The organism is Mesorhizobium sp. WSM4935 (genome assembly GCF_029625735.1).
Lineage (GTDB): Bacteria > Pseudomonadota > Alphaproteobacteria > Rhizobiales > Rhizobiaceae > Mesorhizobium.
In genome coordinates, this window is the sequence record NZ_JARTVR010000002.1 from 256,646 (window position 1) to 280,678 (window position 24,033).

26 protein-coding genes are annotated in these 24,033 nt (G+C 63.5%); 12 read left to right on the plus strand and 14 right to left on the minus strand.

The window, feature by feature from the left end; translation table 11 throughout:
- The first annotated feature begins 4 nt into the window (after positions 1-4).
- The 5 genes from P9273_RS05530 to P9273_RS05550 all read left to right on the plus strand — a co-directional run bounded on the left by P9273_RS05530 (position 5) and on the right by P9273_RS05550 (position 4,029).
- Positions 5-787 (plus strand): formyl transferase, encoded by a 783-nt coding sequence (locus tag P9273_RS05530; protein ID WP_278047991.1) that lies wholly within the window; start codon positions 5-7, stop codon positions 785-787.
- A gap of 135 nt (positions 788-922) precedes the next feature.
- Positions 923-1,225, plus strand: a complete 303-nt coding sequence (locus P9273_RS05535; RefSeq protein WP_041003951.1) for a virulence factor — start codon at positions 923-925, stop codon at positions 1,223-1,225.
- Entirely contained in the window at positions 1,218-1,817 is a 600-nt protein-coding gene (locus P9273_RS05540) for a methylenetetrahydrofolate reductase C-terminal domain-containing protein (protein ID WP_278047992.1), read from the plus strand. The genes P9273_RS05535 and P9273_RS05540 overlap by 8 nt, the downstream gene beginning before the upstream one ends.
- Positions 1,814-2,908 carry a methylenetetrahydrofolate reductase gene (locus tag P9273_RS05545; protein ID WP_278047993.1) on the plus strand — a complete coding sequence of 365 codons (1,095 nt, stop codon included), beginning with the start codon at positions 1,814-1,816 and terminating at the stop codon, positions 2,906-2,908. Before P9273_RS05540 ends, P9273_RS05545 begins: the two co-directional genes overlap by 4 nt.
- A gap of 143 nt (positions 2,909-3,051) precedes the next feature.
- Entirely contained in the window at positions 3,052-4,029 is a 978-nt protein-coding gene (locus tag P9273_RS05550; RefSeq protein ID WP_278047994.1) for a methyltetrahydrofolate cobalamin methyltransferase, read from the plus strand.
- Between the two features lie 79 nt (positions 4,030-4,108).
- Here P9273_RS05550 and P9273_RS05555 read toward each other — a convergent pair whose 3' ends face one another.
- Positions 4,109-4,351: a hypothetical protein gene (locus tag P9273_RS05555; protein ID WP_278047995.1), complete on the minus strand. Its 243-nt coding sequence runs from the start codon at positions 4,349-4,351 to the stop codon at positions 4,109-4,111.
- A gap of 89 nt (positions 4,352-4,440) precedes the next feature.
- Here P9273_RS05555 and P9273_RS05560 point away from each other — a divergent pair, with 89 nt between their 5' ends.
- On the plus strand, positions 4,441-6,510 hold the full coding sequence (locus P9273_RS05560) for an ASKHA domain-containing protein (RefSeq protein ID WP_278047996.1): 2,070 nt from the start codon (positions 4,441-4,443) through the stop codon (positions 6,508-6,510).
- A 151-nt stretch (positions 6,511-6,661) separates the two neighbouring features.
- On the opposite strand, the gene P9273_RS05565 is transcribed toward P9273_RS05560, so the two are convergent.
- Positions 6,662-7,708: an acyltransferase family protein gene (locus P9273_RS05565; RefSeq protein ID WP_278047997.1), complete on the minus strand. Its 1,047-nt coding sequence runs from the start codon at positions 7,706-7,708 to the stop codon at positions 6,662-6,664.
- A 268-nt stretch (positions 7,709-7,976) separates the two neighbouring features.
- Between P9273_RS05565 and P9273_RS05570 the strand changes: the two genes are divergently transcribed.
- Positions 7,977-8,162 carry a hypothetical protein gene (locus P9273_RS05570; protein ID WP_041004327.1) on the plus strand — a complete coding sequence of 62 codons (186 nt, stop codon included), beginning with the start codon at positions 7,977-7,979 and terminating at the stop codon, positions 8,160-8,162.
- A gap of 234 nt (positions 8,163-8,396) precedes the next feature.
- Positions 8,397-9,362: an alpha/beta hydrolase gene (locus P9273_RS05575; protein ID WP_278047998.1), complete on the plus strand. Its 966-nt coding sequence runs from the start codon at positions 8,397-8,399 to the stop codon at positions 9,360-9,362.
- A 1-nt stretch (position 9,363) separates the two neighbouring features.
- Here the strand turns inward: P9273_RS05575 and P9273_RS05580 are convergent, their stop codons facing one another.
- Entirely contained in the window at positions 9,364-10,263 is a 900-nt protein-coding gene (locus tag P9273_RS05580; RefSeq protein ID WP_040981895.1) for a LysR substrate-binding domain-containing protein, read from the minus strand.
- 219 nt (positions 10,264-10,482) lie between these two features.
- Between P9273_RS05580 and P9273_RS05585 the strand changes: the two genes are divergently transcribed.
- From P9273_RS05585 to P9273_RS05595, 3 genes are all read left to right on the plus strand, one after another.
- A complete protein-coding gene (locus P9273_RS05585) occupies positions 10,483-10,668 on the plus strand; it encodes a hypothetical protein (RefSeq protein WP_040981897.1) in 186 nt (61 codons plus the stop codon).
- A 349-nt stretch (positions 10,669-11,017) separates the two neighbouring features.
- On the plus strand, positions 11,018-11,152 hold the full coding sequence (locus tag P9273_RS05590; RefSeq protein WP_278047999.1) for a hypothetical protein: 135 nt from the start codon (positions 11,018-11,020) through the stop codon (positions 11,150-11,152).
- Between the two features lie 304 nt (positions 11,153-11,456).
- Entirely contained in the window at positions 11,457-12,395 is a 939-nt protein-coding gene (locus P9273_RS05595; protein WP_442920190.1) for a GlxA family transcriptional regulator, read from the plus strand.
- A 15-nt stretch (positions 12,396-12,410) separates the two neighbouring features.
- Here the strand turns inward: P9273_RS05595 and P9273_RS05600 are convergent, their stop codons facing one another.
- The 4 genes from P9273_RS05600 to P9273_RS05615 all read right to left on the minus strand — a co-directional run bounded on the left by P9273_RS05600 (position 12,411) and on the right by P9273_RS05615 (position 15,934).
- Positions 12,411-13,208: an ABC transporter ATP-binding protein gene (locus P9273_RS05600; protein ID WP_278048000.1), complete on the minus strand. Its 798-nt coding sequence runs from the start codon at positions 13,206-13,208 to the stop codon at positions 12,411-12,413.
- Positions 13,205-13,981 carry an ABC transporter permease gene (locus tag P9273_RS05605; protein ID WP_278048001.1) on the minus strand — a complete coding sequence of 259 codons (777 nt, stop codon included), beginning with the start codon at positions 13,979-13,981 and terminating at the stop codon, positions 13,205-13,207. Before P9273_RS05605 ends, P9273_RS05600 begins: the two co-directional genes overlap by 4 nt.
- A 162-nt stretch (positions 13,982-14,143) precedes the next feature.
- Complete coding sequence (locus P9273_RS05610; protein ID WP_278048002.1) at positions 14,144-15,094, minus strand: ABC transporter substrate-binding protein; 951 nt, start codon at positions 15,092-15,094, stop codon at positions 14,144-14,146.
- 129 nt (positions 15,095-15,223) lie between these two features.
- Positions 15,224-15,934 carry a class I SAM-dependent methyltransferase gene (locus tag P9273_RS05615; protein ID WP_278048003.1) on the minus strand — a complete coding sequence of 237 codons (711 nt, stop codon included), beginning with the start codon at positions 15,932-15,934 and terminating at the stop codon, positions 15,224-15,226.
- Positions 15,935-16,112: 178 nt separating this feature from the next.
- Between P9273_RS05615 and P9273_RS05620 the strand changes: the two genes are divergently transcribed.
- Positions 16,113-16,940, plus strand: a complete 828-nt coding sequence (locus tag P9273_RS05620; protein WP_278048004.1) for a hypothetical protein — start codon at positions 16,113-16,115, stop codon at positions 16,938-16,940.
- 27 nt (positions 16,941-16,967) lie between these two features.
- On the opposite strand, the gene P9273_RS05625 is transcribed toward P9273_RS05620, so the two are convergent.
- The 7 genes from P9273_RS05625 to thiS form a co-directional block, all read right to left on the minus strand.
- Complete coding sequence (locus P9273_RS05625) at positions 16,968-17,813, minus strand: DUF1194 domain-containing protein (protein WP_278048005.1); 846 nt, start codon at positions 17,811-17,813, stop codon at positions 16,968-16,970.
- Between the two features lie 79 nt (positions 17,814-17,892).
- Complete coding sequence (locus P9273_RS05630) at positions 17,893-18,834, minus strand: phosphoribosylaminoimidazolesuccinocarboxamide synthase (RefSeq protein WP_278048006.1); 942 nt, start codon at positions 18,832-18,834, stop codon at positions 17,893-17,895.
- A 129-nt stretch (positions 18,835-18,963) separates the two neighbouring features.
- Complete coding sequence (locus tag P9273_RS05635) at positions 18,964-21,525, minus strand: GcvT family protein (RefSeq protein WP_278048007.1); 2,562 nt, start codon at positions 21,523-21,525, stop codon at positions 18,964-18,966.
- Positions 21,526-21,666: 141 nt separating this feature from the next.
- Complete coding sequence (locus tag P9273_RS05640) at positions 21,667-22,446, minus strand: hydroxymethylpyrimidine/phosphomethylpyrimidine kinase (RefSeq protein ID WP_278048008.1); 780 nt, start codon at positions 22,444-22,446, stop codon at positions 21,667-21,669.
- On the minus strand, positions 22,437-23,042 hold the full coding sequence (locus tag P9273_RS05645; protein WP_278048009.1) for a thiamine phosphate synthase: 606 nt from the start codon (positions 23,040-23,042) through the stop codon (positions 22,437-22,439). The genes P9273_RS05640 and P9273_RS05645 overlap by 10 nt, the downstream gene beginning before the upstream one ends.
- Positions 23,039-23,812 carry a thiazole synthase gene (locus P9273_RS05650; RefSeq protein WP_278048010.1) on the minus strand — a complete coding sequence of 258 codons (774 nt, stop codon included), beginning with the start codon at positions 23,810-23,812 and terminating at the stop codon, positions 23,039-23,041. Before P9273_RS05650 ends, P9273_RS05645 begins: the two co-directional genes overlap by 4 nt.
- Positions 23,813-23,815: 3 nt before the next feature.
- Entirely contained in the window at positions 23,816-24,013 is a 198-nt protein-coding gene (gene thiS / locus P9273_RS05655) for a sulfur carrier protein ThiS (RefSeq protein WP_041003920.1), read from the minus strand.
- Between the last annotated feature and the right edge of the window lie 20 nt (positions 24,014-24,033).

The following is a 24,033-nucleotide window of genomic DNA, read 5'->3' on the forward strand; positions in this document are numbered from 1 at the left end:
TGCAGTGGCAGCGTCGGAACCGAGTAAGCGACCGATCGTGGTCGTCACCGAAGGTGGCCCGCATATCTGGGCCATCGTCAACGCGATCGCCGATCGCGTTGGCCCTGTCAGCGTCATACTCGAATCCCCTGAGTCCAAAAAACGCTTGTTGCTCGGCCGTGCGCGGCGCCAGGGCTGGATCTCGGCCATCGGCCAGCTCGGCACCATGGTGCTGACGAGGCTCGGCAAACGCTTCCTGGCCGGTCATGCCGACCGGTTGATCGCCGAGGAGCAGCTCGCGACCGAGCCGCGGCCGGGGCAGACGATCATCCATGTGCCTTCGGCCGACGGGCCGGAATGCCTGAAGGAAATCAACAGCATCGAACCCGGCGTTGTGCTGCTTGCCGGCTGCAGGCTGCTGTCGAAAGATACGCTGGCCAAGATACCTTGCCCGGTGCTCAACTATCACGCCGGCATCGCGCCGAAATACCGCGGCATGAATGGCGGCTACTGGGCATTGGCTTCCGGCGATGTACAGAATTTTGGCACCACCGTGCATCTGGTTGATGCCGGCGTCGACACCGGCGGCGTGCTGAAGCAGGCGCGCGGCAGGCCCGGGACCGGCGATACGATCGCCAGCTACGCGCTGCGCCAGGCGGCGTTTTCGCGCGATATCTGCGTCGAGGCGGTGAAGAATGCGATGGCCGGTAGGCTGGAAACAATCGACCCGAACCTGCCGTCAAAGCAGTGGTATCATCCGACGATCTGGTTCTATCTCTGGACCGGCCTGACCAAGCGCGTCTGGTGATCAGCCGGCAACGGATTCCAGCATTCGCTTTGCGCCATCGCCAGCGTCGCTTTTGAAGGGGCGCGCGTCGTCCCATAACAAGCGGCCCAACAGCGCATGCGGCAATGCTCCGGGATATCGAGGAGTTGAGAATTCATGGCCGATCTGATCGTCGTCTATTGGCGCGACATTCCCGCCCAGGTCATCGTCAAGAAGGGCCGGCAGAACGCCAAGCGCGAACTGCCGCTGCGCTTCACCGAGGCGATCGACATGTGCGCCATGCGCACCGGCGCCGGCGGCACCGACGACTATCTGGCGGAATGGCGCAAGGCCGACCCCGTCCCGGTCGGCGACGACATCGAGGCCGAGGTCGAGAAGGCCTATCAGGAACTCGACGCGAAATATGACCGCGAGCGGTTGGTCGCTCTGGTCAAGGCTGGCGGGAAAGAAAATGTCTGAGAAACAGCCGGCGGTTACCCAGGCCACTTTGGTCAAGAATGCAGCGCCGAAATCCGACTACAAACCTGCCGATGTGTCGCCGCAACGGCGCGTCCAGCGCACCTTTGCCGTGCGGCTGTGGTCGATTCGCCATTCGCGGCTGCTCGAATGGTTCTACAGCCGGTTCGCCGACGTTTTCCTGCTCCTGCACCCTCTGTGGAAGGGCATCGGCTACGGCCGGGTCGAAGCGCCGGTGAAATTCGTCGAAAAGCGCGTGAAGGGCTTCATGTTCGACTGCCGCATGTGCGGTCAATGCATCCTGTCGTCGACCGGCATGTCGTGCCCGATGAACTGCCCGAAGCAGCTGCGCAACGGCCCCTGCGGCGGCGTGCGCGCCAACGGCAATTGTGAGGTCGAGCCGGACATGCCTTGCGTCTGGGTCAAGGCCTGGGAAGGCTCCCGTAACATGAAGCATGGCGACAAGATCCTGGCCGTGCAGAAGCCGGTCGATCAGTCGCTGCGCGAAACCTCGGCTTGGCTGAGAGTGACCGCGCAGGCCGCCGCCGCGCGCGAGGCCGCCCAGAATCCGCAGAACACCGGAGCTTCCACATGAGCGTCCGCCACCAGCGTGACGAGAACCCGGCCGGCATCCACCTGCCGCTCGATCCCCTGCCCGGGCATACTTCGCGCGGCCGGCTGGAGCGCGTGTTGCGCCGCGGCGAGTTCGCGGTGACGACCGAGCTCAACCCGCCCGACAGCGCCGATCCGGAGGACGTCTACAACCGCGCCAAGATCTTCGACGGCTGGGTCGACGCCATCAACGCGGTCGACGCCTCGGGCGCCAATTGCCACATGTCCTCGGTCGGCATCTGCGCGCTGCTCACTCGCATGGGCTATGCGCCGATCATGCAGATCGCCTGCCGCGACAAGAACCGCATCGCCATCCAGGGCGACGTGCTGGGCGGCGCCGCGATGGGTGTGGCCAATATGCTCTGCCTCACCGGCGACGGCGTGCAGGCCGGCGATCAGCCCGGAGCCAAGCCGGTCTTCGACCTCGATTCCATGTCGCTGCTCGAAACCATCCGCATCATGCGCGACAACGGCAAGTTCCTGTCCGGCCGCAAGCTGACGACGCCGCCGCAAGTGTTCCTCGGTTGCGCGGTCAATCCCTTCGCGCCTCCCTACGACTTCCGCCCGATCCATCTCGGCAAGAAGATCGCCGCCGGTGCGCAATTCGCACAGACGCAGTACTGCTTCGACGTGCCGATGTTCAAAGCCTTCATGCAGAAGGCGCGAGACCTCGGCCACACCGAGAAGATCTTCCTGCTCTGCGGCGTCGGTCCGCTCGCTTCCGCCAAGACCGCGAAGTGGATCCGCTCCAACGTGCCGGGCATCCACATCCCCGATGCGGTGATCAAGCGGCTGGAAGGCGCGCAGGATCAGAAGAAGGAAGGCAAGCAGCTCTGCATCGACATCATCAACGAGGTGAAGGAGATCCCGGGCGTCGCCGGCGTCCATGTGATGGCCTACCGCCAGGAAGAATATGTCGCCGAGATCGTCGATGAATCCGGCGTGCTGAAAGGCCGCCAGCCCTGGAAACGGGAGATCCGCCGCGACGACCAGATCGTTGCCCAGCGGCTCGACCACATACTGCATGACGAGATTACCGAAACCCAAGTGGACATGGTGAAGACCGCGCACTGATGTATGTCGCCCAAACCTGGGAACCGGTTTTGGGGCAACGGCATACATGAACTTAGAGTCGAAGGGCGCGGCCGGCACGCATCCGCTTGAACCAAATCAGATAACGATATAAAGAACTCTTTATATCCCGACGGAGAGATTGCATGACCCGCACCATCGTCGCCTCGGCGACCCGAGAAATCGTCATCGGCTTCGATCAGCCCTTCTGCGTGATCGGCGAGCGCATCAACCCGACCGGCCGCAAGAAGCTGGCTGCCGAGATGGTGGCCGGCAACTTCGAGACCGTCATCAAGGACGCGCTGGAGCAGGCCGCCTGCGGCGCCACCATGCTGGACGTCAATGCCGGCGTCACCGCCGTCGACCCCAACGCCACCGAGCCGGCGCTTCTGGTGCAGACGCTAGAGATCGTGCAGGGCCTGGTCGACCTGCCGCTGTCGATCGACTCTTCGGTCACCGCCGCCATCGAGGCGGCGCTGAAAGTCGCCAAGGGCCGTCCGCTGGTCAACTCCGTCACCGGCGAGGAAGAAAAGCTCGAGGCCATCCTGCCGCTGGTCAAGAAATACAACGTTCCGGTCGTCGCCATTTCCAACGACGAGACCGGCATTTCAATGGATCCGGACGTCCGCTTCGCCGTCGCCAAGAAGATCGTCGAGCGTGCCGCCGACCATGGCATTCCTTCGCACGACGTCGTCGTCGACCCGCTGGTGATGCCGATCGGCGCGCTGGGTGACGCCGGACGCCAGGTGTTCGCGCTGCTGCGCCGGCTCCGCGAGGAGCTCAAGGTCAACACCACCTGCGGCCTCTCCAACATCTCCTTCGGCCTGCCGCACCGCCACGGTATCAACGCCGCCTTCATTCCGATGGTGATCGGCGCCGGCATGACGAGCGCGATCATGAACCCGGTCCGGCCGCAGGAGATGGAAGCCGTGCGCGGCGCCAATGTGCTCAACGGCACCGACGAGAACTGCTCGACCTGGATCAGGACCTACAAGGATTACAAGCCGGCCGAGGGCGGCCATGCCGTCGCGGCTCCGGTCGCGGTGACCGCTCCCGGTGATGGCGCCGCCGCAGTTGGCGGCCGTCGCCGCGGCGGCCGTGAAGCCCGCATGGCCAGGGGGTAAGCGCGCAATCGTGAGCCGCACCGCAAACAATGCTGGTCCGATCGCATCGCGGATGCGCTCGGACAGCTCTGCTTTGCGTTCAGGCCATGCCCAATATGGCGTCGAACAACGCCATCCCCGCCCAAGATCCGAAGATGCCCGCCACGCCGCCGACGATGAAATCATCGTCATAGGCGGGCCAGTACGCGTGCAGCAGCAGCGCGCCGACGATCGCGCCGACAATCCCGGTGGCCAGATATTGCGGATTGCGCAGCCACGAGCCCTTGAAAACGCGCACCATGGTGAACGCGGTGAGGACGGCGGAGAGCAGCAGATCCGACATGGTTGGCCCCTGGACCAACGGACTCTCCGCCCAATAGTGAAACGATCCGTTAAACGGCATCCGCAATTGCCATCGAGACACGTGCCAGCATGAATCCTCCCCCCAACATCACCGATCCGCTCGTCCTGTTCATGCCGTCGGGCAAGCGCGGCCGGTTCCCGGTCGGCACGCCGGTCCTCGATGCCGCGCGCCAGCTCGGCGTCTATGTCGAAAGCGTTTGCGGCGGCCGCGCCACCTGCGGGCGCTGCCAGATCGAGGTGCAGGAAGGCAATTTCGCCAAGCACAAGATCGTCTCGTCCAACGACCACATCTCGCCCAAGGGCGCCAAGGAGGAGCGCTATGAGCGTGTGCGCGGCCTGCCCGAGCGGCGCCGCCTCTCCTGCTCTGCGCAGATCCTCGGCGACCTCGTCATCGACGTGCCGCAGGACACGGTCATCAACGCCCAGACCATCCGCAAGGACGCCGACACCAGGGTGATCGCCCGCGATACCGCGATCCGCATGTGCTATGTCGAGATCGAAGAGCCCGATATGCATAAGCCGCTCGGCGACCTCGACCGGCTCAAGATCGCCCTGATGAAGGACTGGGGCCTCAAGAACCTCGAATTCGACTTCTATCTGCTGCCGCAGGTGCAGGGCATCCTGCGCAAGGGCAACTGGACGGCCACCGCCGCCATCCACAAGGATGCCGACAGCGACATCGCTCGCGTCATCGCGCTATGGCCCGGCCTGAAGAACGAAGCCTACGGCCTTGCCTGCGACATCGGCTCGACCACGATCGCCATGCATCTGGTGTCTCTACTCTCGGGCCGCGTCGCCGCTTCCTCCGGTACCTCCAATCCGCAGATCCGCTTCGGCGAGGATCTGATGAGCCGCGTCTCCTATGTGATGATGAATCCGGACGGCCGCGAGGGTATGACCGTGGCCGTGCGCGAGGCGGTGTCCGGCCTCGTCGACAAGGTCTGCGCGGAAGGGAATGTCCAGCGCGCCGACATTCTGGATTCCGTCTTCGTCGGCAATCCGATCATGCATCATCTGTTCCTCGGCATCGATCCGACCGAGTTGGGCGGTGCCCCCTTCGCGCTCGCCGTCTCGGGCGCGGTGCGCATCAAGGCCTCCGACATCGGCCTGAAGCTCAACCAGGGCGCGCGCCTCTATATGCTGCCCTGCATCGCCGGCCATGTCGGCGCCGACGCCGCCGCCGTGACCCTTTCGGAAGGGCCGCATCGCCAGGACGAGATGATGCTGATCGTCGATGTCGGCACCAATGCCGAGATCGTGCTCGGCAACTCGACCCGCGTGGTGGCGGCCTCCTCTCCCACCGGCCCGGCCTTCGAGGGCGCGGAGATTTCCGGCGGCCAGCGCGCCGCGCCCGGCGCGATCGAGCGCGTGCGCATCGATCCCGACACGATCGAGCCGCGCTACCGCGTCATCGGCTCGGAACTGTGGTCGGATCGGCCGGGCTTCGCCGAGAGCGTGCAGGCGACCGGCGTCACCGGCATTTGCGGCTCCGGCATCATCGAAGTGATCGCCGAGATGTATCTGTCGGGCATCATTTCCGAGGACGGTGTCGTTGACGGATCGCTCAGCATGCGCTCGCCGCGCATCGTGCCGAACGGCCGCACCTTCTCCTACGTGCTGAAGGAGGGCGAGCCGAAGATCACCATCACCCAGAACGACGTGCGCGCCATCCAGCTCGCCAAGGCGGCACTCTATGCTGGCACCAAGCTGTTGATGGAAAAGCAGCACACCGACCATGTCGACCGCATCCATTTCGCCGGCGCCTTCGGCTCCTTCATCGATCCGAAATACGCCATGGTGCTTGGCCTGATCCCGGACTGCGACCTCGACAAGGTCTCGGCCGTCGGCAACGCCGCCGGCGCCGGCGCGCGCATGGCGCTGCTCAACCGCGGCTACCGCCGCGAGATCGAGGAGACGGTGAGTCGGATCGAGAAGATCGAGACGGCGCTGGAGCCGAAATTCCAGGAGCACTTCGTCTACGCCATGGCGCTGCCGAACAAGGTCGATCCGTTCCCCAAGCTGGCCGGCGCGGTGAAGCTGCCGCCCCGCAAGACGGTGGCCGAGGATGGCGCAGCCGGCGACGCCACCCCGCGCCGGCGTTCACGCGAGGAGCGCGCGGCGCGGCGTGGCCGCGACTAGAGCAACTCCAGGAAAAGCGAGAGCGGTTAGGCTCGGCGCCTTCGCCGTAGCCTTCCGTCCGGAATTGCATAAAAGCAAAGGGATAGAACGGTTCGCCGTTTCCGTGAAACGTTGAAAAACCCTCTAGCGTAAGCTCAAGCTTGTAGCGGCCTCATTCCGCGGCCCCCGCGGCCGCGGCATTGCTTGCCTTCACCGCGCTCTCGGGACGTTGCGGGTGCAGCAGCCCGATCAATGGCTTTTCGACGATCAGATAGAGCATCGCCGAGAGCGCAAGCGTGGCGACCAGGATCGTTGCCGGCTGCAACGCCGCCGGCAGGCCGGTCCGCAACACCACGCCCGTCGTCAGGATGCCGACCACGACATGCCATAGATAGATCGAATAGGACGCATCGCCGAGGAAGCTGGGCAAGGCAGCCGGCTTGAACGGCCGCGCCCGCTCGGCAAAGACCGCGCCCGCGACGATCAACGCGGCCGGAAGCCCCCAGCGCAAGGCACGAGGCAAATCGGCATCCAACAGCGGGCCGGCCGCAAGCAGAAGAAATCCCGCGCCGGCCATCGCCAGCGCCAGCCCGAGCGGCAGCCTGGCTCCCTGGAACCACAGGTGCCCGACGACGACGCCGGCCGCGAACTCGATCACGACAGGATCGGTGAAGGCATGCGCATATCCCGCAGGAAGGACGAAATGCAGCGCGACGATGGCGACAAGCGCGCCTGTAAGAACGCGGAACCGCCAGCGTTCGCTCAGGAACAGTACGAGCGTGAAAACGAGATAGAACATCATTTCATAGCAAAGCGTCCAACCCTGTATGACGATGGGATGCAGAGCGCCCCCCTGCAGAACCGGCAGGAAGAACAGTGAGCCCAGGAAATTCGGGACACTGAAGAAATGGCCGTAGAAGAATTGCGGCTTGAGCAGGATACCCGCCGCGGTCAGCAGCGTGACGATCCAGTAGAGAGGCACGATGCGGGTGATGCGGCGCCCCATGAAACGCCACGGATCGGCCGGCTTGCCGGCTGTCGTCACCCACATGATGAAGCCGCTGATGACGAAGAAGACGTCGACGCCGGCTGATCCGACATCGAACGGACCGCCGAACTGCTCGCTGACGTGAAAGCAAACGACCGCGCACGCGGCAAGGCCGCGCAGATATTGAATACTATGTATGCTCGTCACGATGCCCTGACCCGTTCGCATCATGCTGCGGTGCACATACCCCCACGCCGCATTGCACAATAACAGTCCAGCCGCTCGCCTCTGTCAACCGCCGATGACGGCTGTTCGAGCCTGAACCGGCACACCGGCACGCTCGATTCATTTGCATGCAAATGTTTCCGGATCCGCGCGATCCGGAAACCGAAACGCTGTTCCCGCGAAATCGACCCGATACATGCCTGACGCATTTAGCGCCCATCGCATGGCGGCCAGCGACCATCCTCGGCCCCGTTGCTCTTCAAGGGAGATGAAAATGTCGATGTTTGGAAATCTCAGCCGCTTCGGTGTCACCATCAGGCAGGCTCATGCCAGAAAGAAGGCGATCCGCGCGCTCAACGATCTGCCGGCGCATGTCCAGAAGGACATCGGCTGGCCGGCCTCGCCGCCAAGCGACCCGCAGGCAGTCCTTCACGCGCTGCTTCTGGGCACGCCGCGCTGATGACCTTCGCCGACAAATGCAAGCTGCTCGGCAATCGCCGGGGCCGCAACGCGGTTCCGGCGGCCGGCGACAACAAGCTGCGCGCAGCGCTGCTGCCGAAGCGGCGTTGATGCTGGCCCCATCGGATCACGCCGATGTACCAGCGCGATTCCTTGACATTTCAAACTGAGGTACAATTTCCGTAGAGCGGGGGGAATTCTCTTAGTCGGCTGTGCCCGAAGTCCGTGTATCCGCATGCCCAGTTTGAAAAGCCATCTCGTTTCATTCGTTCTCAGGCACAGCCGCAAGAAGGCGTTTTCCAGTCCCGAGAACCTGCACCGTTGGATCGCCTACGCCCGCAAGACCGAAGATCATCATCCGCCGGCCTTGCTCAAAGCGCGGCTGGACATCACCGAGACCGAAATCGACGGCTTTCCCGTCTATGAGATCGCGCCGAAGGCGGGCGAACGCCGGCGCATCCTTTACATGCACGGCGGCGCCTACGTTTTTCAGATCACCTCCTATCATTGGGTGCTGATTGCCGAAATGGCCGAGCGTCTCGGTTTCGGCATCACCGTGCCGATCTACCCCATCGCGCCCGAGCACGATTTCCACGATATGTTCGGTATGGTCGGCGACGTCTACCGGCGCATGCTCGAAGAGACCGACGCCGAGGACATCGTCTTCATGGGCGATTCCGCCGGCGGCAACATGGCGGTCGTGCTGACCATGATGGCGGCCGAGCGGGGCCTTCCTTCGCCGTCGCGTCATGTGCTGATCTCGCCCGGCCTCGACGTTTCGCTTGCAAATCCCGAGGTCTTCGAGGCCGAGCGGCAGGATCCGTGGCTGGGTATTCCGGGTGGGCTGGAAGCGGTGCGGCTCTACAGCGCTGGTTTCGACCGTAAGGACTGGCATATAAGCCCGCTTTACGGCGATCTGTCCGTGCTGCCGAAGACGCTGCTGCTGACCGGTTCACGCGACATGCTGACACCAGATAATCTCATCTTCGCCGAGCGCGCGCGCGCCGCCGGCGTCGAGGTCGATGTGGTTTATGAAGAGGGCATGTTCCACGTCTGGCCGCTGATCGAGATGCCTGAGGCGCGCCGCGCGCGCGACAGCATCGTGGCATTCCTCAACAGCGCTCCGGCAGCGCGCCGGGCCCGCGCGCGGCGCAGGACGAAAGCCGCTTTCGCGGAGCGCCCGGCTCCGGCGGCTGAATAACTCAGAACTTGCCGGTCTCGCGGAACAGCTCGAATGTCGCCCGGATATGGTCGGCCACGGCCTTAACCGGAGCGCTTGCGTCGGGCGCCACCACCATGGCGAGATTGTAGGTGCCGATCTCGGGCATGCCGTCCTTGGCGCCCAGCGAGACCATCTCGTCGCCGAGAAAGGATTTTGGCAGCGGCGCCACCGCAAGGTCGGCCATGATCGCGGCGCGCTGGCCGGCCGTGTGCGCGCTCATATAGGCGATGCGGTAGTTGCGGCCCTCGCGACCGAGCGCTTCCAGGGCGCCGGCCCGCCAGGCGCAGCCTTCCTCCCACAGCGACACCGGCAAGGGCTCGCGCAGATGTGCGCAGCCGCCCTTGGCACCGGCCCACACGATCGGCTCGGTCAGAAGCACCTCGGCGCCGATCGCGCTGGTCTTGTAGGAATTGGTGAGCAGCGTGATGTCGAGCGCGCGGTCATCCATGCGCCGGCGCAGATTGATGCTCTGGTCGATGGTGACGTCGACGGCGATCGAAGGATGCGACTGCGCGAAGCGCTTCAGCACATGCGGCAGCACGCGCTCGCCATAATCGTCCGGGGAGCCGAGCCGCACCACGCCGACAATGTCGGGGATGATGAACTTCGACACCACCTCGCGGTTGATCGACAACAGCCGGCGCGCATAACCGAGCAGCATCTCGCCATCCGTGGTCAGCGTCACCGAACGCGCGTCGCGCGCGAAGACGGAACGGCCGAGGATATCCTCCAGCTTCTTGATCTGCATGGAAACGGCTGACGGCGTGCGGAACACCGCATTGGCGGCAGTGGTGAAGCTGCCGGTCTCGGCGATCGCCACGAAGGTTCGCAGCACATCGAGGTCAAGCAGCGGCAGCGGATGATTGAGCGGGGCGTTCATGGGAGCCTGCCTTCAATTTTTCTGATGCAATCCATCATTCCATTTCGTTTGATTGAACATCACTCCAGGCGCATAGTCAACTTGGTCGATGCAGCATGCTGCCAAAAGCAGCCATGAAACCACCCTGACACAGTCCTGCAATCGACATGAAATGAAGCTGAAACAGACCTGACTTAATGCAGTGACGGGCGCCTCCCTGCCCGCATAGAGGAGAGAGAAATGTCTATCCTGTCATCCATCGGTCGGCTTGCGACCGAATTCAGCGCGGCTCGCGCCCGCTACCAGACCGAACGCGCCATCCATGCGCTGCCGATCGAATTGCAGAAGGATATCGGCTGGCCTGAAGCCGCCGACGTCAAGACCGGTTTGCGCCTGGGTGTCGGAAGCTGGGCTGGAGCGAAGTAATCAAGTGTGTACGGAGTTCTGAAGGCCTGCCGCGTCAGCTCGGCAGGCCTTTTGTTTGTTCGTGGTTTTTGTTTGCGTTCAAATGACTTTTCCAGCCATGCGGCCGCCGCATGACGCATATGAACCACTCGCATAGCGGGTTAACAGGCTGGCTAAAGCACTGTAATGAATAGGAAATCATGGGCACATTGCCCAAAAATGTCGCAAACCATGTCGCTTTTCATATCAACCGCTTCGTTTTTGCGATTTAGTTCTTGCTGAAGCGGGCCTATATCAGCCGCAGCAAAAACGAGCTGCCCCACTCCTTAAGCGAAGGCGACCCGTCTGAGCAACCAAATGGAGATGGATGATGAAGCTGTTTGCCCGCCTGTTCACCCGCCGCGAAATGAACCTGACGACCGCTTTGGAGCGTCAGCGCCTCGCCAAGACCATGCCCGGCCAGACCGGCGCGGTGGCCGCTGCCCGTCTCGGCTTTATCGCCTGAGACAGTTCGGCATGCTGAATTCCAACGCCGCCCGGCTTGCCGAGGCGGCGTTTTCGTTGGGCGTTGCCACCTGACATCGGCGAAGAGGCGCCTTGCGGTTGCACGAATTGCCCGTTTGCGACCCGTGTCGCAAATTTAATCTTCACTTAGCCGCCTACCCGATTGACAGGAATGGTTTTTCCTGTTGTCGCTATGCTGTTCGCGACATCCTGTTCGCGTCATGGCTGCGTGAGGTTTCACCGTGAATGCCGTAAAGCACCCGATCAAGAGATCGTTTGTATTCTTCCTCGTTCCTGATTTTACGATGATCGCCTTCGCGACGGCGCTCGATCCGCTTCGCTCGGCCAACCGGATGCTTGGCTACGAGGCCTATAGCTGGCGCCTGGCAAGCATCGACGGCAAGCCGGTCCGCGCCTCGAACGGCGTCGAATGTGCCGTCAACACCTCGCTCGAGGAGGAGCGCAGGAAGATGGCCGGGCCGGACCGGCCGAACATGGCGATCGTCTGCAGCGGCATGAATGTCGAGCGCTACCACAACAAGTCGGCCTTTGCCTGGCTGCGCGAGGAGTACAATCGCGGCGTCGCCGTGGGCGGCCTGTGCACCGGTGCCCATATCCTGGCCGCCGCAGGCCTGCTCTCCAACAAGCGCTGCGCGATCCATTGGGAGAACCTGCCGGGCTTCTCGGAGGCTTTCCCGAAGGCCAATGTTTTTGCCGATCTCTTCGAGGTCGACCAGAACATCTATACCTGCGCCGGCGGCACCGCCGCGCTCGACATGATGCTGAAGCTGATCGGCGATGATTTCGACGAGAGCCTGGTCAACCGCGTCTGCGAGCAGGTGCTGACCGACCGCGTGCGCAGCCCGACCGATCGCCAGCGCCTGCCGCTGCGCGCCCGCCTCGGCGTCCAGAACTCGAAGGTGCTCACCATTATTGAGCTGATGGAGGCCAACCTTGCCGAGCCGCTGTCGCTGATCGAGATCGCCGACCATGTCGATCTTTCCCGCCGGCAGATCGAGCGCCTGTTCCGCACCGAGATGGGCCGCTCGCCCGCCCGCTACTATCTGGAGATCCGGCTCGACCGCGCCCGGCACCTGCTCATCCAGTCGTCGATGCCAGTGGTCGAAGTGGCGGTCGCCTGCGGCTTCGTCTCCGCCTCGCATTTCTCCAAATGCTATCGCGAGCTTTACGCCCGCTCGCCGCAGCAGGAACGCGTCGACCGCAAGCAACTCTTGGCGGCTTGATCCGGAGATTCCGGATCAAGCTCCGACTGATTGTCCCTGCGCCGTCCGCATCGCCTCGATGCGGATGTCCTCGGTGAGTTGCGCCTTGAGCACGGAGAATTCCGGGCTGGTCTTCAGCGTGTAGTGCCGCGGATGCGGAAGGTCGACCGGCACGTCCGATTTGATGCGGCCGGGCCGGGCGCTCATCACGACCACCCGCGATGCCATGAAGATCGCCTCCTCGATGTCGTGAGTGACGAACAGCACCGTCTTCTTGCGCTGTTCCCAGATGCCGAGCAGCAGTTCCTGCATCAGCCCGCGCGTCTGGTTGTCGAGCGCGCCGAACGGCTCGTCGAGCAGGAGGATTTCGGGATCGTTGGCCAGCGCCCGCGCGATCGCCGTACGCTGCTGCATGCCGCCCGACAGCTGCTTCGGCCAATGGTTCTCGAAACCCCTCAGGCCGACGAGATCGATATAGGAAGCGACGACCTCGTTGCGCTCGCGCTCGGGCCTGCCTTGCTCGCGCAGACCGAAACCGATGTTTTCGGCCACCGTCAGCCAGGGAAACAGCGTGTAGGACTGGAACACCATGCCGCGGTCCGGCCCCGGCCTTGTGACTGCCTTGCCGTCGAGCAGCACGCGACCGGTGCTCGGCGCTTCCAGTCCGGCGACGATCCGGAGCAAAGTCGACTTTCCGCAGCCTGACGGTCCAAGGATGGTGATGAAGTCATTCGCGGCGACCGCGAGGTCGACCGGCTGCAGCGCCTGCACCGGCTCCCCGCCCCCGACCCCGGCAAAGGTCCGCGAGACGCCCTCGATCTGAAGCTTGCTCATGCCAGGCTCCACGGATAGAGCCAGCGATTGAGCGCCTTGAAGGCGAAATCGGACAGAAGCCCGATCAGCCCGATGACGATGATGCCGAAGATGATCTGCCCCGTTGCCAGCCGCGACTGGCTGTTGATGATCATATAGCCGATGCCGGACGACGAGCCGATCAGCTCGGCGACGATCACATAGGTCCAGGCCCAGCCAAGCACCAGCCGCAGCGTTTCGGCGATTTCCGGCGCGTTGGCCGGCATGATGACGCGCTTGACGATGCCGTTGTCGCTCGCCCCCAGCGTGTAGGCGGCCTCGACCAGGTCGCGGCGCGTAGCGCCGACCTTGACCGCGACGATCAAAATGATCTGGAACACCGAGCCGACGAAGATCACCAGAAGCTTTTCGAGTTCTCCGATGCCGGCCCAGAGGATGAGCAGCGGAATGAAGGCGGACGCCGGCAGGTAGCGCGCAAAGGACACGAATGGTTCGAGGAAAGCCTCGACCGGCTTCCATGCGCCCATGGCGATGCCGATCGGCACCGCGACGATCGAGGCAAGCACGAAGCCGCCGAAGACGCGCCAGATGGTGATCAGGATATCCAGCCAGAACCGGTCTTCGACGAGCAGCCGCCAGCCGTCCTTCAGCATCGACAGCGGATCGGCGAGGAAGATGCGGTTCACATGGCCGCCGAGTGTGATCCATGCCCAGAACGCCACGAACAGCACGAAGAAGGAGATGCCGAGCACGGTTCGCGTGCCCGCCGCAACGGAGTGCAAGGGACGCAGCATCAGGCCCTGTCCTTAAAGCATGTCTCCCGAAAGCGGGAGCCGGTTTCGGGATAAGACATGCGTAATCAAAAATCTAAGACGCAGCGAGCGTATCCGAAGAATCGCGATGCGCTGAAGGAGAAAGGATCGGCGGCCTGATGCCGCCGATCGGGTGATGCGCGATCAGTTGGCGACCGCGCTGGTGTCGGCAAGCGTCGTCACGTCCGGTGCTTCCTTGATCAGCCCCATCTGCAGCAAGAGCTCGGCGGCCGTTTTGGAAAAGTCCTGGAAATCCTTGGTGAAGAACTGCTTGTTCTCCGCCTTGTCGGCCCATTTCAGGTACTTGGCCGAGTCCTCGAACTCCTTGGCCGACTGTTTCACGTCGGCGCCCATGATCTCGTAGGATTTCTGCGGTTCCTTCTTGATCATGTCGAGCGCGTCGAAATAGCTGTCGGCAAGCGCCTTGGCGGCATCGGGATTGGCCTTGAGGAAGTCCGGCGTGCAGCCGACCGTATCCATCACCATCGGATAGTCGAGCGTGGTCGCCAGGATGTGGCCCTGGTCGGCCTTGTCGCGCACGGCGGAGATGAAGGGCTCGTAAGTGACGGCGGCATCGTTCTGGCCGGCCAGGAAGGCCTGCGCCGCCGCGTCCGGCTCCAGATTGACGACAGTGACGTCCTTGGTCGACATGCCGTTCTTGTTGAGCACCCAGGCGAGCAGGAAATAGGGCGACGTGCCGGGCGCGGACGAAGCGACAGTCTTGCCCTTGACATCGGCGACGCTCTTGATGTCGTTACGCACAACGATGCCGTCCGCGCCGTAGGATTTGTCGAGTTGGAAGATCTGCTTGGTGGTGACGCCGCTGGCGTTCCACACCATCCAGGTCTCGACGGTGGTCGCCGCGCATTGCAGGTCGCCGCTGGCGATGGCCAGCGGACGGCTCGCCTGCGGCACTTTCTTCAACGTGACATCGAGCCCGTGCTTTTCGAAAAGCCCGGCTTGCTTGGCCAGTGTCAGCGGCGCGAAGCCGGTCCAGCCGCTGATGCCGATGGTGAGCGACGTCGCCGCCATCGCCGGCGCGCTAAGCACGGCGGCGGCCGCCAGCGCCGCCGCGAAAATGGTGGTTCTTTTCATTGTTGTTCCCCTTTTTGTGGTGAGCGCGGATTGTCTCACAGACGGCAAAAGGCTTGTCAATGAAGCAGAAGCCGCACAGGACGATGGGCCATCTCAAGCGTTGCGCCGGCGCATCTCGTGTTCCGCGCGTCAGCTCCGCGGTGCGCTTACGACAAGGATCGGGCAGCGCTCGGCGACCGGATAGCCGCCGCTGGCGACAAGGCGGACGTCGTTAAAGTAACGCGACGCCTCCGCCACGTGGATGTCCTCGTTGAGCCAGCAGCAGATGGTATCGGACCCTTTGTAGAGGTCGATGAACGCAAAGGCTCCCGGCTGCCATCCGCCGCCCGCCATCAGTTCGGCCCGGTCACCGAACATCTCGTTGATTCCATCAAGAACGGCCGACATCTTCAGACCGTAGTCGGGTGCGGCCACGGGCAAGGAAAGCGCCGTGCGCAACACGATCTCGGCCAGCGCCTTTACCTTGCCGGCCAGCGCATCCGCCTTGATAGCGCCGAGCGGCTCCGTCTTGCTAGGCCGTGCAAACAGCCTGATGGCAGCGCGACCCCCTGGCTTTAGAACGCGAGCCATCTCTTCCAGGCATCTGAGCCGCTGGGTTTCGCTTGTGACGGCGGAAAGGCAACCGTCGCCGACAATCGCATCGACGCTTCTGTCCGCCAATGGCAGGTCAAGCCAGTTGCCGACCACCGCCCTGCGGGTTGCGTCGTCGCCGATCCACAGTGCTCCGATCATGTTCGGGTTGGAATCGATGGCGGTGAGCGACTTCCCGAGCTTGGCGAACTCCGGCGTCACGCCGAACAGCGCCATTTCCGCGTCCTCGGTCCGAAGCTCGCGTTTCATGACCCCCACCACATCGGAGTGCGGCCGTAAGGGCGCACCGATGAGGTCCCACGTACGAAAAAGATTTGCCCACAGATCGGACATGCCCCCTCACCCCTTTTTGTTGTGCATCGCACTTCCCCTAGGGCAGCCCTTTATATTATCACCTGCTTGAACGGAAGACGGCCGGGGGGCCAGAGTGGCGCACATCGTGGTGATCACGCACGAGCACGACCGGTTGCTCGAGCGCAGGCTGTTTCGGCGAGCCGAAAGCAGCTACATGATCCATGCGATCCTTGAGGATCTGCGCCGGAGGGGCCATTCCTGGAAAATCGCCCAAGGTTTCTCGACGAAGATTGCCGGGGACGCGGCGGTCCTTCATGTCGACTCCACGACTGTCGATCCGGCCTATATCGAATATGCACGCGGGTTTCCGCTTTGCCTCAATGTTGGCGTGACCGACATCTCGAAATCACGCGTCAGCACGGCCCGGGTTGCGCCGCATGATGGCTGGGAAGGTCCTGTCATCGTCAAGGGCGTTCTGAACTGCGGCGGGCTGCCGGAGAGCCGCCTCAATCGCCGCGCCGCGCGGGCAGGACGTCCTCTCCCCTTCCCCGACGCCAGAGTGATGAAGGAATACCGAGTGTTCGACAGAGCCTGCGACGTACCGTCGGAAGTCTTCAGCGACCCTGATCTCCTGGTCGAACGTTTCCTGCCCGAAATCGTGCCGGACGGCTTCGCGCTGCGCTACTGGCTCTTTTGCGGCGACTACGATTTCTGCGGCCGCTTTGTCTCCCGAGATCGCATCGTAAAAGGCGCCGGCGTGTTCCGCGGCGAGCCATGCCCCGTCCCGGATGATCTTCGCCAAAGACGCAAGGAACTAGGCTTCGACTACGGCAAGTTCGACTTCGCGGTGCATGACGGCAAGACCTATTTGATGGACGCCAACAAGACACCCGGCAGGTGCCTCAGGATGCCGGCGAAGTCGCGTCCATGCCGCGCATGGCCGACGCCTTGGAACGGATGATGAGGCAGGCACTTATTTGAGCGTTGCTCACGGCATGCCCCAGCCGCGGTTGCGCCACATCTTCTCGCCCGCCAGGCAATCGGCTGCCGGTCCGTCGTCGGCGAGCACGACCGGCGGATGCGCGGCCTCTTCGGCCGCCCATTGCGGTGAAGCGGCATCGGCAAGCTCGAGCACCAGCTTGCGGCGGATCGCTTCGGGGAACTGCGTCCAGTCATTGACCGGGATCATGAAGGCGCCCGGCCCGCCGATGACGCAGTCGCTGTAATAGCGATCGAGATTTTCGACGTCGAAGGCGCCGCTGAAACCACCGCGCGTCATCAGCGGCAAGCCGTTGATGGTAATGCCTTGCCTGACCACCTCGTCGCGCGTGAAAGTGACGGGCGCGCCCTGATTGTTGGGTCCGTCGCCCGAGACGTCGATGACGCGCTTCGTGCCCTTAAAACCGCTCTCGGCGAACAGGTCGCTGCCGAAGCTCAGCGCGCCGGAGATCGAGGTCCGCCGGGCGCTGTCCGGCGGACGGGCATTGAGCTGCGCGACAACCCTCTCGGCATCGGCACGATTGGCGATCACCGTCCACGGCACGACGACGCGCTGCCAAGTGGTGCCCGCCCATTCCATATAGGTGACGGCGATCTTGCCATAGGCGCCGTCGGCGATGGCCTTCAGCACATTGTCATGCGTGAGCGCGGCGGCATAACCGTGGCGCTGGATCTCCAGCTCGGCCGGCGACATCGAGAGCGAAACGTCAACCGCCAGCACCAGTTCGACATCGACCGGTTCGGCGGGAGAAGCTGCCGGCGTCAGCCAAAGCGCCAGCGCCAGGGCGGCACCGGCCGAGACGACGATATGCCTTGCGCGGGCATAAGCGGACATGGACCAAGGTTAGGCGAAAATCGCCGCGCGCAAAAGCCGGGAATTGCCGGGCAGCGGATTTCCGCCCGGCGTGGATCTTCTAAAAATATCGCGCGAGATTAGAACGAATGCGCTCCAGCACGGTTTCTCCGGAGAGATCAGGCACGAATTTCGCGCCCGTGATCGCGTCATAAGCCTGGATATAGACCGCCGAAGCCTGGTTGACGATCTCGTCCGGAATTTGCGGGATCGGGTCCTTGTAGGGATCGCACCGCTCCGACACCCATGAGCGGACGAAATCCTTATCGAAACTCTGCGGCCGGCCGCCGCTTTCGAACGCCTCGTCATAGCTTGCTGCAATCCAATAGCGGCTGCTGTCGGGCGTGTGGATTTCGTCCGCCAGCACAATGGTGCCGTCCGGCGCGGTGCCGAATTCATATTTGGTGTCGGCCAGGATCAAGCCGCGTTCGGCGGCGCGCTGTTGGCCGCGGGCGAACAGCCGCAGCGCATGGCGCGATACCGTGTCCCATTGAGCCTCAGTAAGCAGCCCCTGCTCGATGATCTCGGCTTCCGACAGCGGCTCGTCATGACCGCCGCTGGCTGCCTTGCTGGTCGGTGTGATGATCGCTTGCGGTAGCTTTTCATTGTCGCGCAGCCCCTCGGGAAAGCTGTGACCGTAGAAGCTCCGTTCACCTTTCCGGTACTTGGTCAGGATCGAGGTGCTGGTGGTGCCCGCCAGATAGCCGCGCACCACGATCTCGACCGGCAGCATGTCGAGCCGCCTGCCGACCACGACGTTGGGGTCGGGATATTCCAGCACGTGGTTGGGGCAGATGTCGGCGGTTTCCTCGAACCAGTAGCGCGCCGTCTGGGTGAGAACCTGCCCCTTGAACGGAATCGAAGCCAGGATCGCGTCGAACGCGCTCAGACGATCGGTGGCGATAATGATGCGGCGCCCGTCCGGCAGATCGTAATTTTCGCGCACCTTGCCATTGTAGCGATTGGGCAGTTCGGGAATGAAGGCGTCGGACAGGATGCGCATGGGGCGTGGCTTTCGCAGGCTTCTGATCGAGCCACATAAGCCGCTGGCCCCCCGCACATCAAGCCAAGCATTGCGGCCTTCCAAGGAAGGCCGCGCTTTTCCGATCAGTTGCCGGTAGTGAGCCGGTCGTCAGCTCCTCGGCTTGAGGTTCTCCGGGTCGTAGAGCGGCTTGTAGCCGACGCCCGCCACCTCGACCGGATAGGTCTCGCCGAAATACTCGACCTGCAGCTTGCGGCCTTCCTGGCAGTAGGCCCAGGGCAGATAAGCGAGCGCGATGTTCTTGCCGATGGTCGGACCATAGGCGACCGAGGTGGTGAAGGAGCGGCGGCCAAGCGCGTCGACCAGCGTCTCGCCGGTCGCGGGATCTTGCACCGGCATGGTGCCGACCGGATAACGTGCGACGCCCTTGGAATCGGTGTTCTCGGTCATCACCAGCGTGCACAGCATCGCCGGCTGGTGCTCGCGGGCGCGATATTCCAGGTGCTTGGCCTTGCCGCAGAAGTCGTTCTCCTTGACCTTCGGACGGGCAAGGTCGGCCTCGAGCAGATTGTATTCGGTCAGAAGGTCCGCGTTCTGCAGCCGCAGGCTCTTCTCCATGCGGCGCGTATTGGCATAGGTCTCGACACCGAACGGCATGACGCCGGTCGAGCGCAGCGCGTCCCAAACGGCAAGGCCGTCCTCGTAGCGCATATGCAATTCCCAGCCCTGCTCGCCGACATAGGAGATGCGGAAGGCTGTGACATCCTTGCCGCCGATCCTGATCGGCTTGATCGCCGCGAAGGGGAAATTCTCCGGCGTCAACCCGTTCGGGTCCTCGACCACTTTCTGCAGCGTCGTGCGGGCGTTCGGCCCCCAGATGCCGATGGTGACGTATTTTTCGGTTACGTCTGTGACGGTAACATCAAAGCCTTTGTCCTGCGCGGTGCGCTGCATGTAGCGGAAATCGCGCGGGCCGGCGTCGGCGCCGTCGATCACCCGGCAGCGATCGGCCATGCGGATGACGGTGAAATCGGCGCGCACCATGCCTTCCTCATCGAGGAAGTGGGTGTAGATGCCTTTGCCGATGTTGTTGTCGCCGCCGATCTTGGCCGCGCACAGCCACTCCAGCAGCGCGACATGGTCGGGTCCCTCGACGTCATACATGGAGAAATGCGACAGGTTGACGATGCCGCAATCCTCGCTCATCGCCAGATGCTCGGCATTTGAGACGCGCCAGAAATGGCGGTTGTCCCACTCGTTCTCGCGCACCGGCACGCGGTTGCCGTATTTCTCCAGGAGATGCTCGTTGGCGGCGTAGCCGTGCGCGCGCTCCCAGCCGCCCAGCTCCATGAAATAGCCGCCGAGTTCCTTCTCACGCTCATAGAACGGCGAGCGGCGGACGTTGCGGCCCTTGGAGAAAGGCTCGCGCGGATGCACCGCCGGATTGTAGACCTTCATCGCCGTTTCGGTGCAGCGATCCCAGATGAACTGTTCCTGCATCTGGTGCGGATAGAAGCGCGAATAATCGATGGCATGATGGTCGATCGACGTGCGGCCGTCGGTCATCCAGTCGGCGATGAGCTTGCCCACGCCGGGGCCATCCTTGACCCAGATGGCGACGGCGTACCACAGGCCCCTCACCTTCTGGCTCTCGCCCATCGACGGGCCGCCATCGGTGGTCACCTGCAGCAACCCGTTGAAGGAATGGCCCTCATTGTAGCCGAGCTCTCCCAAGATCGGCGTCAGCTCCATGGCACGCTCCAGCGGCGCCATGATCTGCTCCATGTCGAGGTCGCGCTGCGACGGCGACAGCCGCGCCTGGTCCTTTTCGAGCAGATCGCGCGGGTGGCACAGACGCGGATTGGTCTCCTCGTAATAACCCCATTCGATCTGCCCGCCCTCGGCGGTCTTGGGATCGCCGGTGTCGCGCATATAGGCGGAGTTGCCCTGGTCGCGCAGCAACGGCCAGCCGATCTCCTTGCCGGTGCCGGCGAACTCGTTGTAGGGGCCGAAGAAGGTGAGCGGATGGTCGATCGGCATGACCGGCAGGTCCTCACCGACCAGTGCGGCGGTGAGCCGGCCCCAGATGCCGGTGCAGACCACCACATAGTCGGCCTCGATCGTGCCGCGCTCGGTCACCACGCCCTTGATGCGGCCGTTCTCGACAATCAGCTCCTTGGCCGAAGTGTTCGCGAACGCCTGCAGCTTGCCGGCGGCGACACCCTGATCGACCAGCTTGCCGGCGACCGTCTGCGAGCGCGGGATGACGAGGCCGGCGTCCGGATCCCACAGGCCGCCCTGCACCAGATGCTCCTCGATCAGCGGGAACTTCTTCTTGATCTCGGCCGGCTCGATCAGGCGGGCGCGGGTGCCGAAGGCCTTTGCGGAGGCCACCTTGCGCTTGATCTCATCCATGCGGCCGTCATCGCCGACGCGGGCGACCTCGAGACCGCCGACGCGCGCGTAGTGGCCCATCTTCTCGTAGAAATCGATGGAGTAGAGTGTCGTCCAGCACGACAGGAAATCATGGCTGGTCGTGTAGCAGAAATCCGAGGCGTGCGCCGTCGAGCCGATATCGGTCGGTATGCCCGACTTGTCGATGCCGACGATGTCGTCCCAGCCGCGCTCGATCAGGTGATGCGCGACCGACGCGCCAACGATACCGCCCAGACCGACGATGACGACCTTCGCCTTTTTCGGAAACTCTGCCATTGCCCGCGACTCCAGAAGGGATAAAGCGGGCGGGACTATAGGGCGGAGCGGTGGGGAGATTGAAGCCTGTTTGCGACATTACGAAAAGGCCGAGCGACCCTGACGCCGGCCCAGACTGTCATGGGCGAGGAATTGCTTATCTTATGCCCCGGAGCCGGGTTCGCGCTCGATACACCGCAAGAGCTTTTCGAAGACAAGCCGCTTGCCTTCGCGCACGCTGTCCTCGAGCGGTTTCGCACCGGCCAGATGTGCCGCGATCGCACTCGCCAGCATGCAGCCGGTCCCACGCATCGAGCCGGCAAGCCTTGGCATGTCGACGTGGACAGGTTCTTGTCCAGGGCTCAACAGGACATCCGTTGATCTGGGTCCCGTCGCATGGCCGCCTTTGATGAGCAGTGCCTGCGGCCCGGCCGCAAGCAATCGCCTCCCCTGCCGCAGCGCATCATCGTCGTCCACGGCCAAATCCGAACCGGTCAGGATCGCCAGCTCGACAAGGTTCGGCGTGACGAGACGGCAAAGCGGCATGAGATCTCGCTTCAAGACTCCGATCGCCCCCGGTTCCAGCAGTTGCCTGCCCGACGAGGAAGCCAACACCGGGTCGAGGACTGCCGGTATCCGCGGATTTTCGCTGAGCACGGCGGCAACCGCCGCGATGACGCGTGCCGTGGAGAGCATGCCGATCTTTATCGCGGATACCCTGTTGGCCCGCAGCGCCGCGCGCATCTGATCGGCGACCAGGCCGGGCTGCATGTGGTGGATTGCCGTGACGGATTGGTGTGTCTGCACCGTTACCGCGGTGACGGCAACGCAAGCGCGCAAGCCAACGCCAGAGATCGTCTCGATGTCGCGCGCAATTCCCGCGCCTCCACTGGAATCCGATCCGCCGACGACGAGCACATACGGGTCCCGGTTCAGCGCCATGGGGCAGTCTTTTCGATCCATTCCCCGGTGCGCGCCTCGGGATCCGGGTTCAGCGTTATGTCCGTCACCACCGCAGCGCTGTCGGCACCGGCTCCGAAAACGCCGTCGAGCCGCTCGGGGTTGAGGCCGCCGATAGCGACCAGCGGAATGGGTGCGACAGCGTCCTTCCAGGCGCGAACCCTTTCGAGCCCCTGCGGCGCCCATTTCATCTTCTTCAGGATGGTCGGATAAACGGGACCAAGCGCGACGTAGTCGGGCGTGGCTGCCATGGCCGTCTCCAGCTCAGCATAGTCGTGGGTGCTCAGTCCGAGCCTGATGCCGGCCGCCCGTATCTCCGGCAGGTTGGCGGCCTGCAGATCCTCCTGGCCGAGATGGACGAAGTCGCAGCGCTCCTCGATCGCCAGGCGCCAATGATCGTTGACGATGAGCTGGCAGTCGTGCCGTGCGCACAAGGCTTTTGCGTTGCGGACCTCCATACGCAGCCTGTCCTCGTCCATGTCCTTGATGCGCAGCTGCACCAGCCTGACGCCGAGCGGCACCAGCCGCTCGATCCAGGCGGCGCTGTCGACGATAAGGTAGAAGGGATCGAGCTTCATGAAAAAACCGCCCTGCCGATCGTAGGCGTCGATGGCACGGCGACGTCGCGCGGCTCGAGCAGGCCCGAACCATACGCTTCGCGGCCGGCATCGACCGCCTTGCTGAAAGCGCGCGCCATGCCCACAGGATCGGCAGCCTTGGCGACCGCCGTGTTGAGGAGCACGGCGTCGAAGCCAAGCTCCATGACGGTTGCCGCGTGCGACGGGCGTCCGAGCCCCGCATCGATGATCAACGGAACGTCGGGGAAATGCCCGCGCATCGAACGGAGCGCCATTATGTTGACCGGCCCGAGCGCCGAACCGATCGGCGCGCACCACGGCATCAGGACCTTGCAGCCTGCCTCCAGCAGCCGCTCGGCGACGACAAGGTCGTCGGTAGTATAGGGAAATACGTCGAAACCGTCCTCGCAAAGGATGCGGGCCGCCTCGACCAAACCGAACACGTCGGGCTGCAGCGTGTCGTGATTGCCGATCACTTCGAGCTTGATCCAGGACGTGCCGAAGACCTCGCGCGCCATCTTCGCAGTCGTGACGGCTTCCCTCACGGAGTGACAGCCGGCGGTGTTGGGCAGGATCCTCGCACCGAGGGAGTTGACCAGCGACCAGAATTTTTCGCCGCCCCTGCCGCCAGCCATTTCACGTCGCAGCGAGGCGGTCACCACCGAGGTGCCCGAGGCCTTAACCGCTTCGGCGAGCACCGCCGGGGAAGGATATTGCGCGGTGCCCAGCAGCAGACGCGAGGCCAATTTTGTCCCGAAAAGATCGAACATCGGCTAGCCTCCCTGCATGGGCGACAGGATTTCGATCCGATCGCCCTCGCTCAACTGGAATTCCGGCCGTTTGGCCGCGGGCACGACATCGCCGTTCAGCGCGGTGGCGAGCCAGCCACCCTCGTAGTCCAGCTCCTTCAAAAGGGCGTCGAGGGTCGCCGCCTTGGCTTCAAGCGCTTCGCCGTTGACGATCAGCTTCATTTTCAGACTCCAGGTCGGCA

Excerpts from the sequence above, each read along its gene's own strand:
- P9273_RS05535 (WP_041003951.1), top strand. The coding sequence starts at position 923 with ATGGCCGATCTGATCGTCGTCTATTGGCGCGACATTCCCGCCCAGGTC.
- P9273_RS05540 (WP_278047992.1), top strand. The coding sequence starts at position 1,218 with ATGTCTGAGAAACAGCCGGCGGTTACCCAGGCCACTTTGGTCAAGAAT.
- P9273_RS05545 (WP_278047993.1), top strand. The coding sequence starts at position 1,814 with ATGAGCGTCCGCCACCAGCGTGACGAGAACCCGGCCGGCATCCACCTG.
- P9273_RS05550 (WP_278047994.1), top strand. The coding sequence starts at position 3,052 with ATGACCCGCACCATCGTCGCCTCGGCGACCCGAGAAATCGTCATCGGC.
- P9273_RS05555 (WP_278047995.1), bottom strand. The coding sequence starts at position 4,351 with ATGTCGGATCTGCTGCTCTCCGCCGTCCTCACCGCGTTCACCATGGTG.
- P9273_RS05560 (WP_278047996.1), top strand. The coding sequence starts at position 4,441 with ATGAATCCTCCCCCCAACATCACCGATCCGCTCGTCCTGTTCATGCCG.
- P9273_RS05565 (WP_278047997.1), bottom strand. The coding sequence starts at position 7,708 with ATGATGCGAACGGGTCAGGGCATCGTGACGAGCATACATAGTATTCAA.
- P9273_RS05570 (WP_041004327.1), top strand. The coding sequence starts at position 7,977 with ATGTCGATGTTTGGAAATCTCAGCCGCTTCGGTGTCACCATCAGGCAG.
- P9273_RS05575 (WP_278047998.1), top strand. The coding sequence starts at position 8,397 with ATGCCCAGTTTGAAAAGCCATCTCGTTTCATTCGTTCTCAGGCACAGC.
- P9273_RS05580 (WP_040981895.1), bottom strand. The coding sequence starts at position 10,263 with ATGAACGCCCCGCTCAATCATCCGCTGCCGCTGCTTGACCTCGATGTG.
- P9273_RS05585 (WP_040981897.1), top strand. The coding sequence starts at position 10,483 with ATGTCTATCCTGTCATCCATCGGTCGGCTTGCGACCGAATTCAGCGCG.
- P9273_RS05590 (WP_278047999.1), top strand. The coding sequence starts at position 11,018 with ATGAAGCTGTTTGCCCGCCTGTTCACCCGCCGCGAAATGAACCTGACG.
- P9273_RS05595 (WP_442920190.1), top strand. The coding sequence starts at position 11,457 with ATGATCGCCTTCGCGACGGCGCTCGATCCGCTTCGCTCGGCCAACCGG.
- P9273_RS05600 (WP_278048000.1), bottom strand. The coding sequence starts at position 13,208 with ATGAGCAAGCTTCAGATCGAGGGCGTCTCGCGGACCTTTGCCGGGGTC.
- P9273_RS05605 (WP_278048001.1), bottom strand. The coding sequence starts at position 13,981 with ATGCTGCGTCCCTTGCACTCCGTTGCGGCGGGCACGCGAACCGTGCTC.
- P9273_RS05610 (WP_278048002.1), bottom strand. The coding sequence starts at position 15,094 with ATGAAAAGAACCACCATTTTCGCGGCGGCGCTGGCGGCCGCCGCCGTG.
- P9273_RS05615 (WP_278048003.1), bottom strand. The coding sequence starts at position 15,934 with ATGAAACGCGAGCTTCGGACCGAGGACGCGGAAATGGCGCTGTTCGGC.
- P9273_RS05625 (WP_278048005.1), bottom strand. The coding sequence starts at position 17,813 with ATGTCCGCTTATGCCCGCGCAAGGCATATCGTCGTCTCGGCCGGTGCC.
- P9273_RS05630 (WP_278048006.1), bottom strand. The coding sequence starts at position 18,834 with ATGCGCATCCTGTCCGACGCCTTCATTCCCGAACTGCCCAATCGCTAC.
- P9273_RS05635 (WP_278048007.1), bottom strand. The coding sequence starts at position 21,525 with ATGGCAGAGTTTCCGAAAAAGGCGAAGGTCGTCATCGTCGGTCTGGGC.
- P9273_RS05640 (WP_278048008.1), bottom strand. The coding sequence starts at position 22,446 with ATGGCGCTGAACCGGGACCCGTATGTGCTCGTCGTCGGCGGATCGGAT.
- P9273_RS05645 (WP_278048009.1), bottom strand. The coding sequence starts at position 23,042 with ATGAAGCTCGATCCCTTCTACCTTATCGTCGACAGCGCCGCCTGGATC.
- P9273_RS05650 (WP_278048010.1), bottom strand. The coding sequence starts at position 23,812 with ATGTTCGATCTTTTCGGGACAAAATTGGCCTCGCGTCTGCTGCTGGGC.
- thiS (WP_041003920.1), bottom strand. The coding sequence starts at position 24,013 with ATGAAGCTGATCGTCAACGGCGAAGCGCTTGAAGCCAAGGCGGCGACC.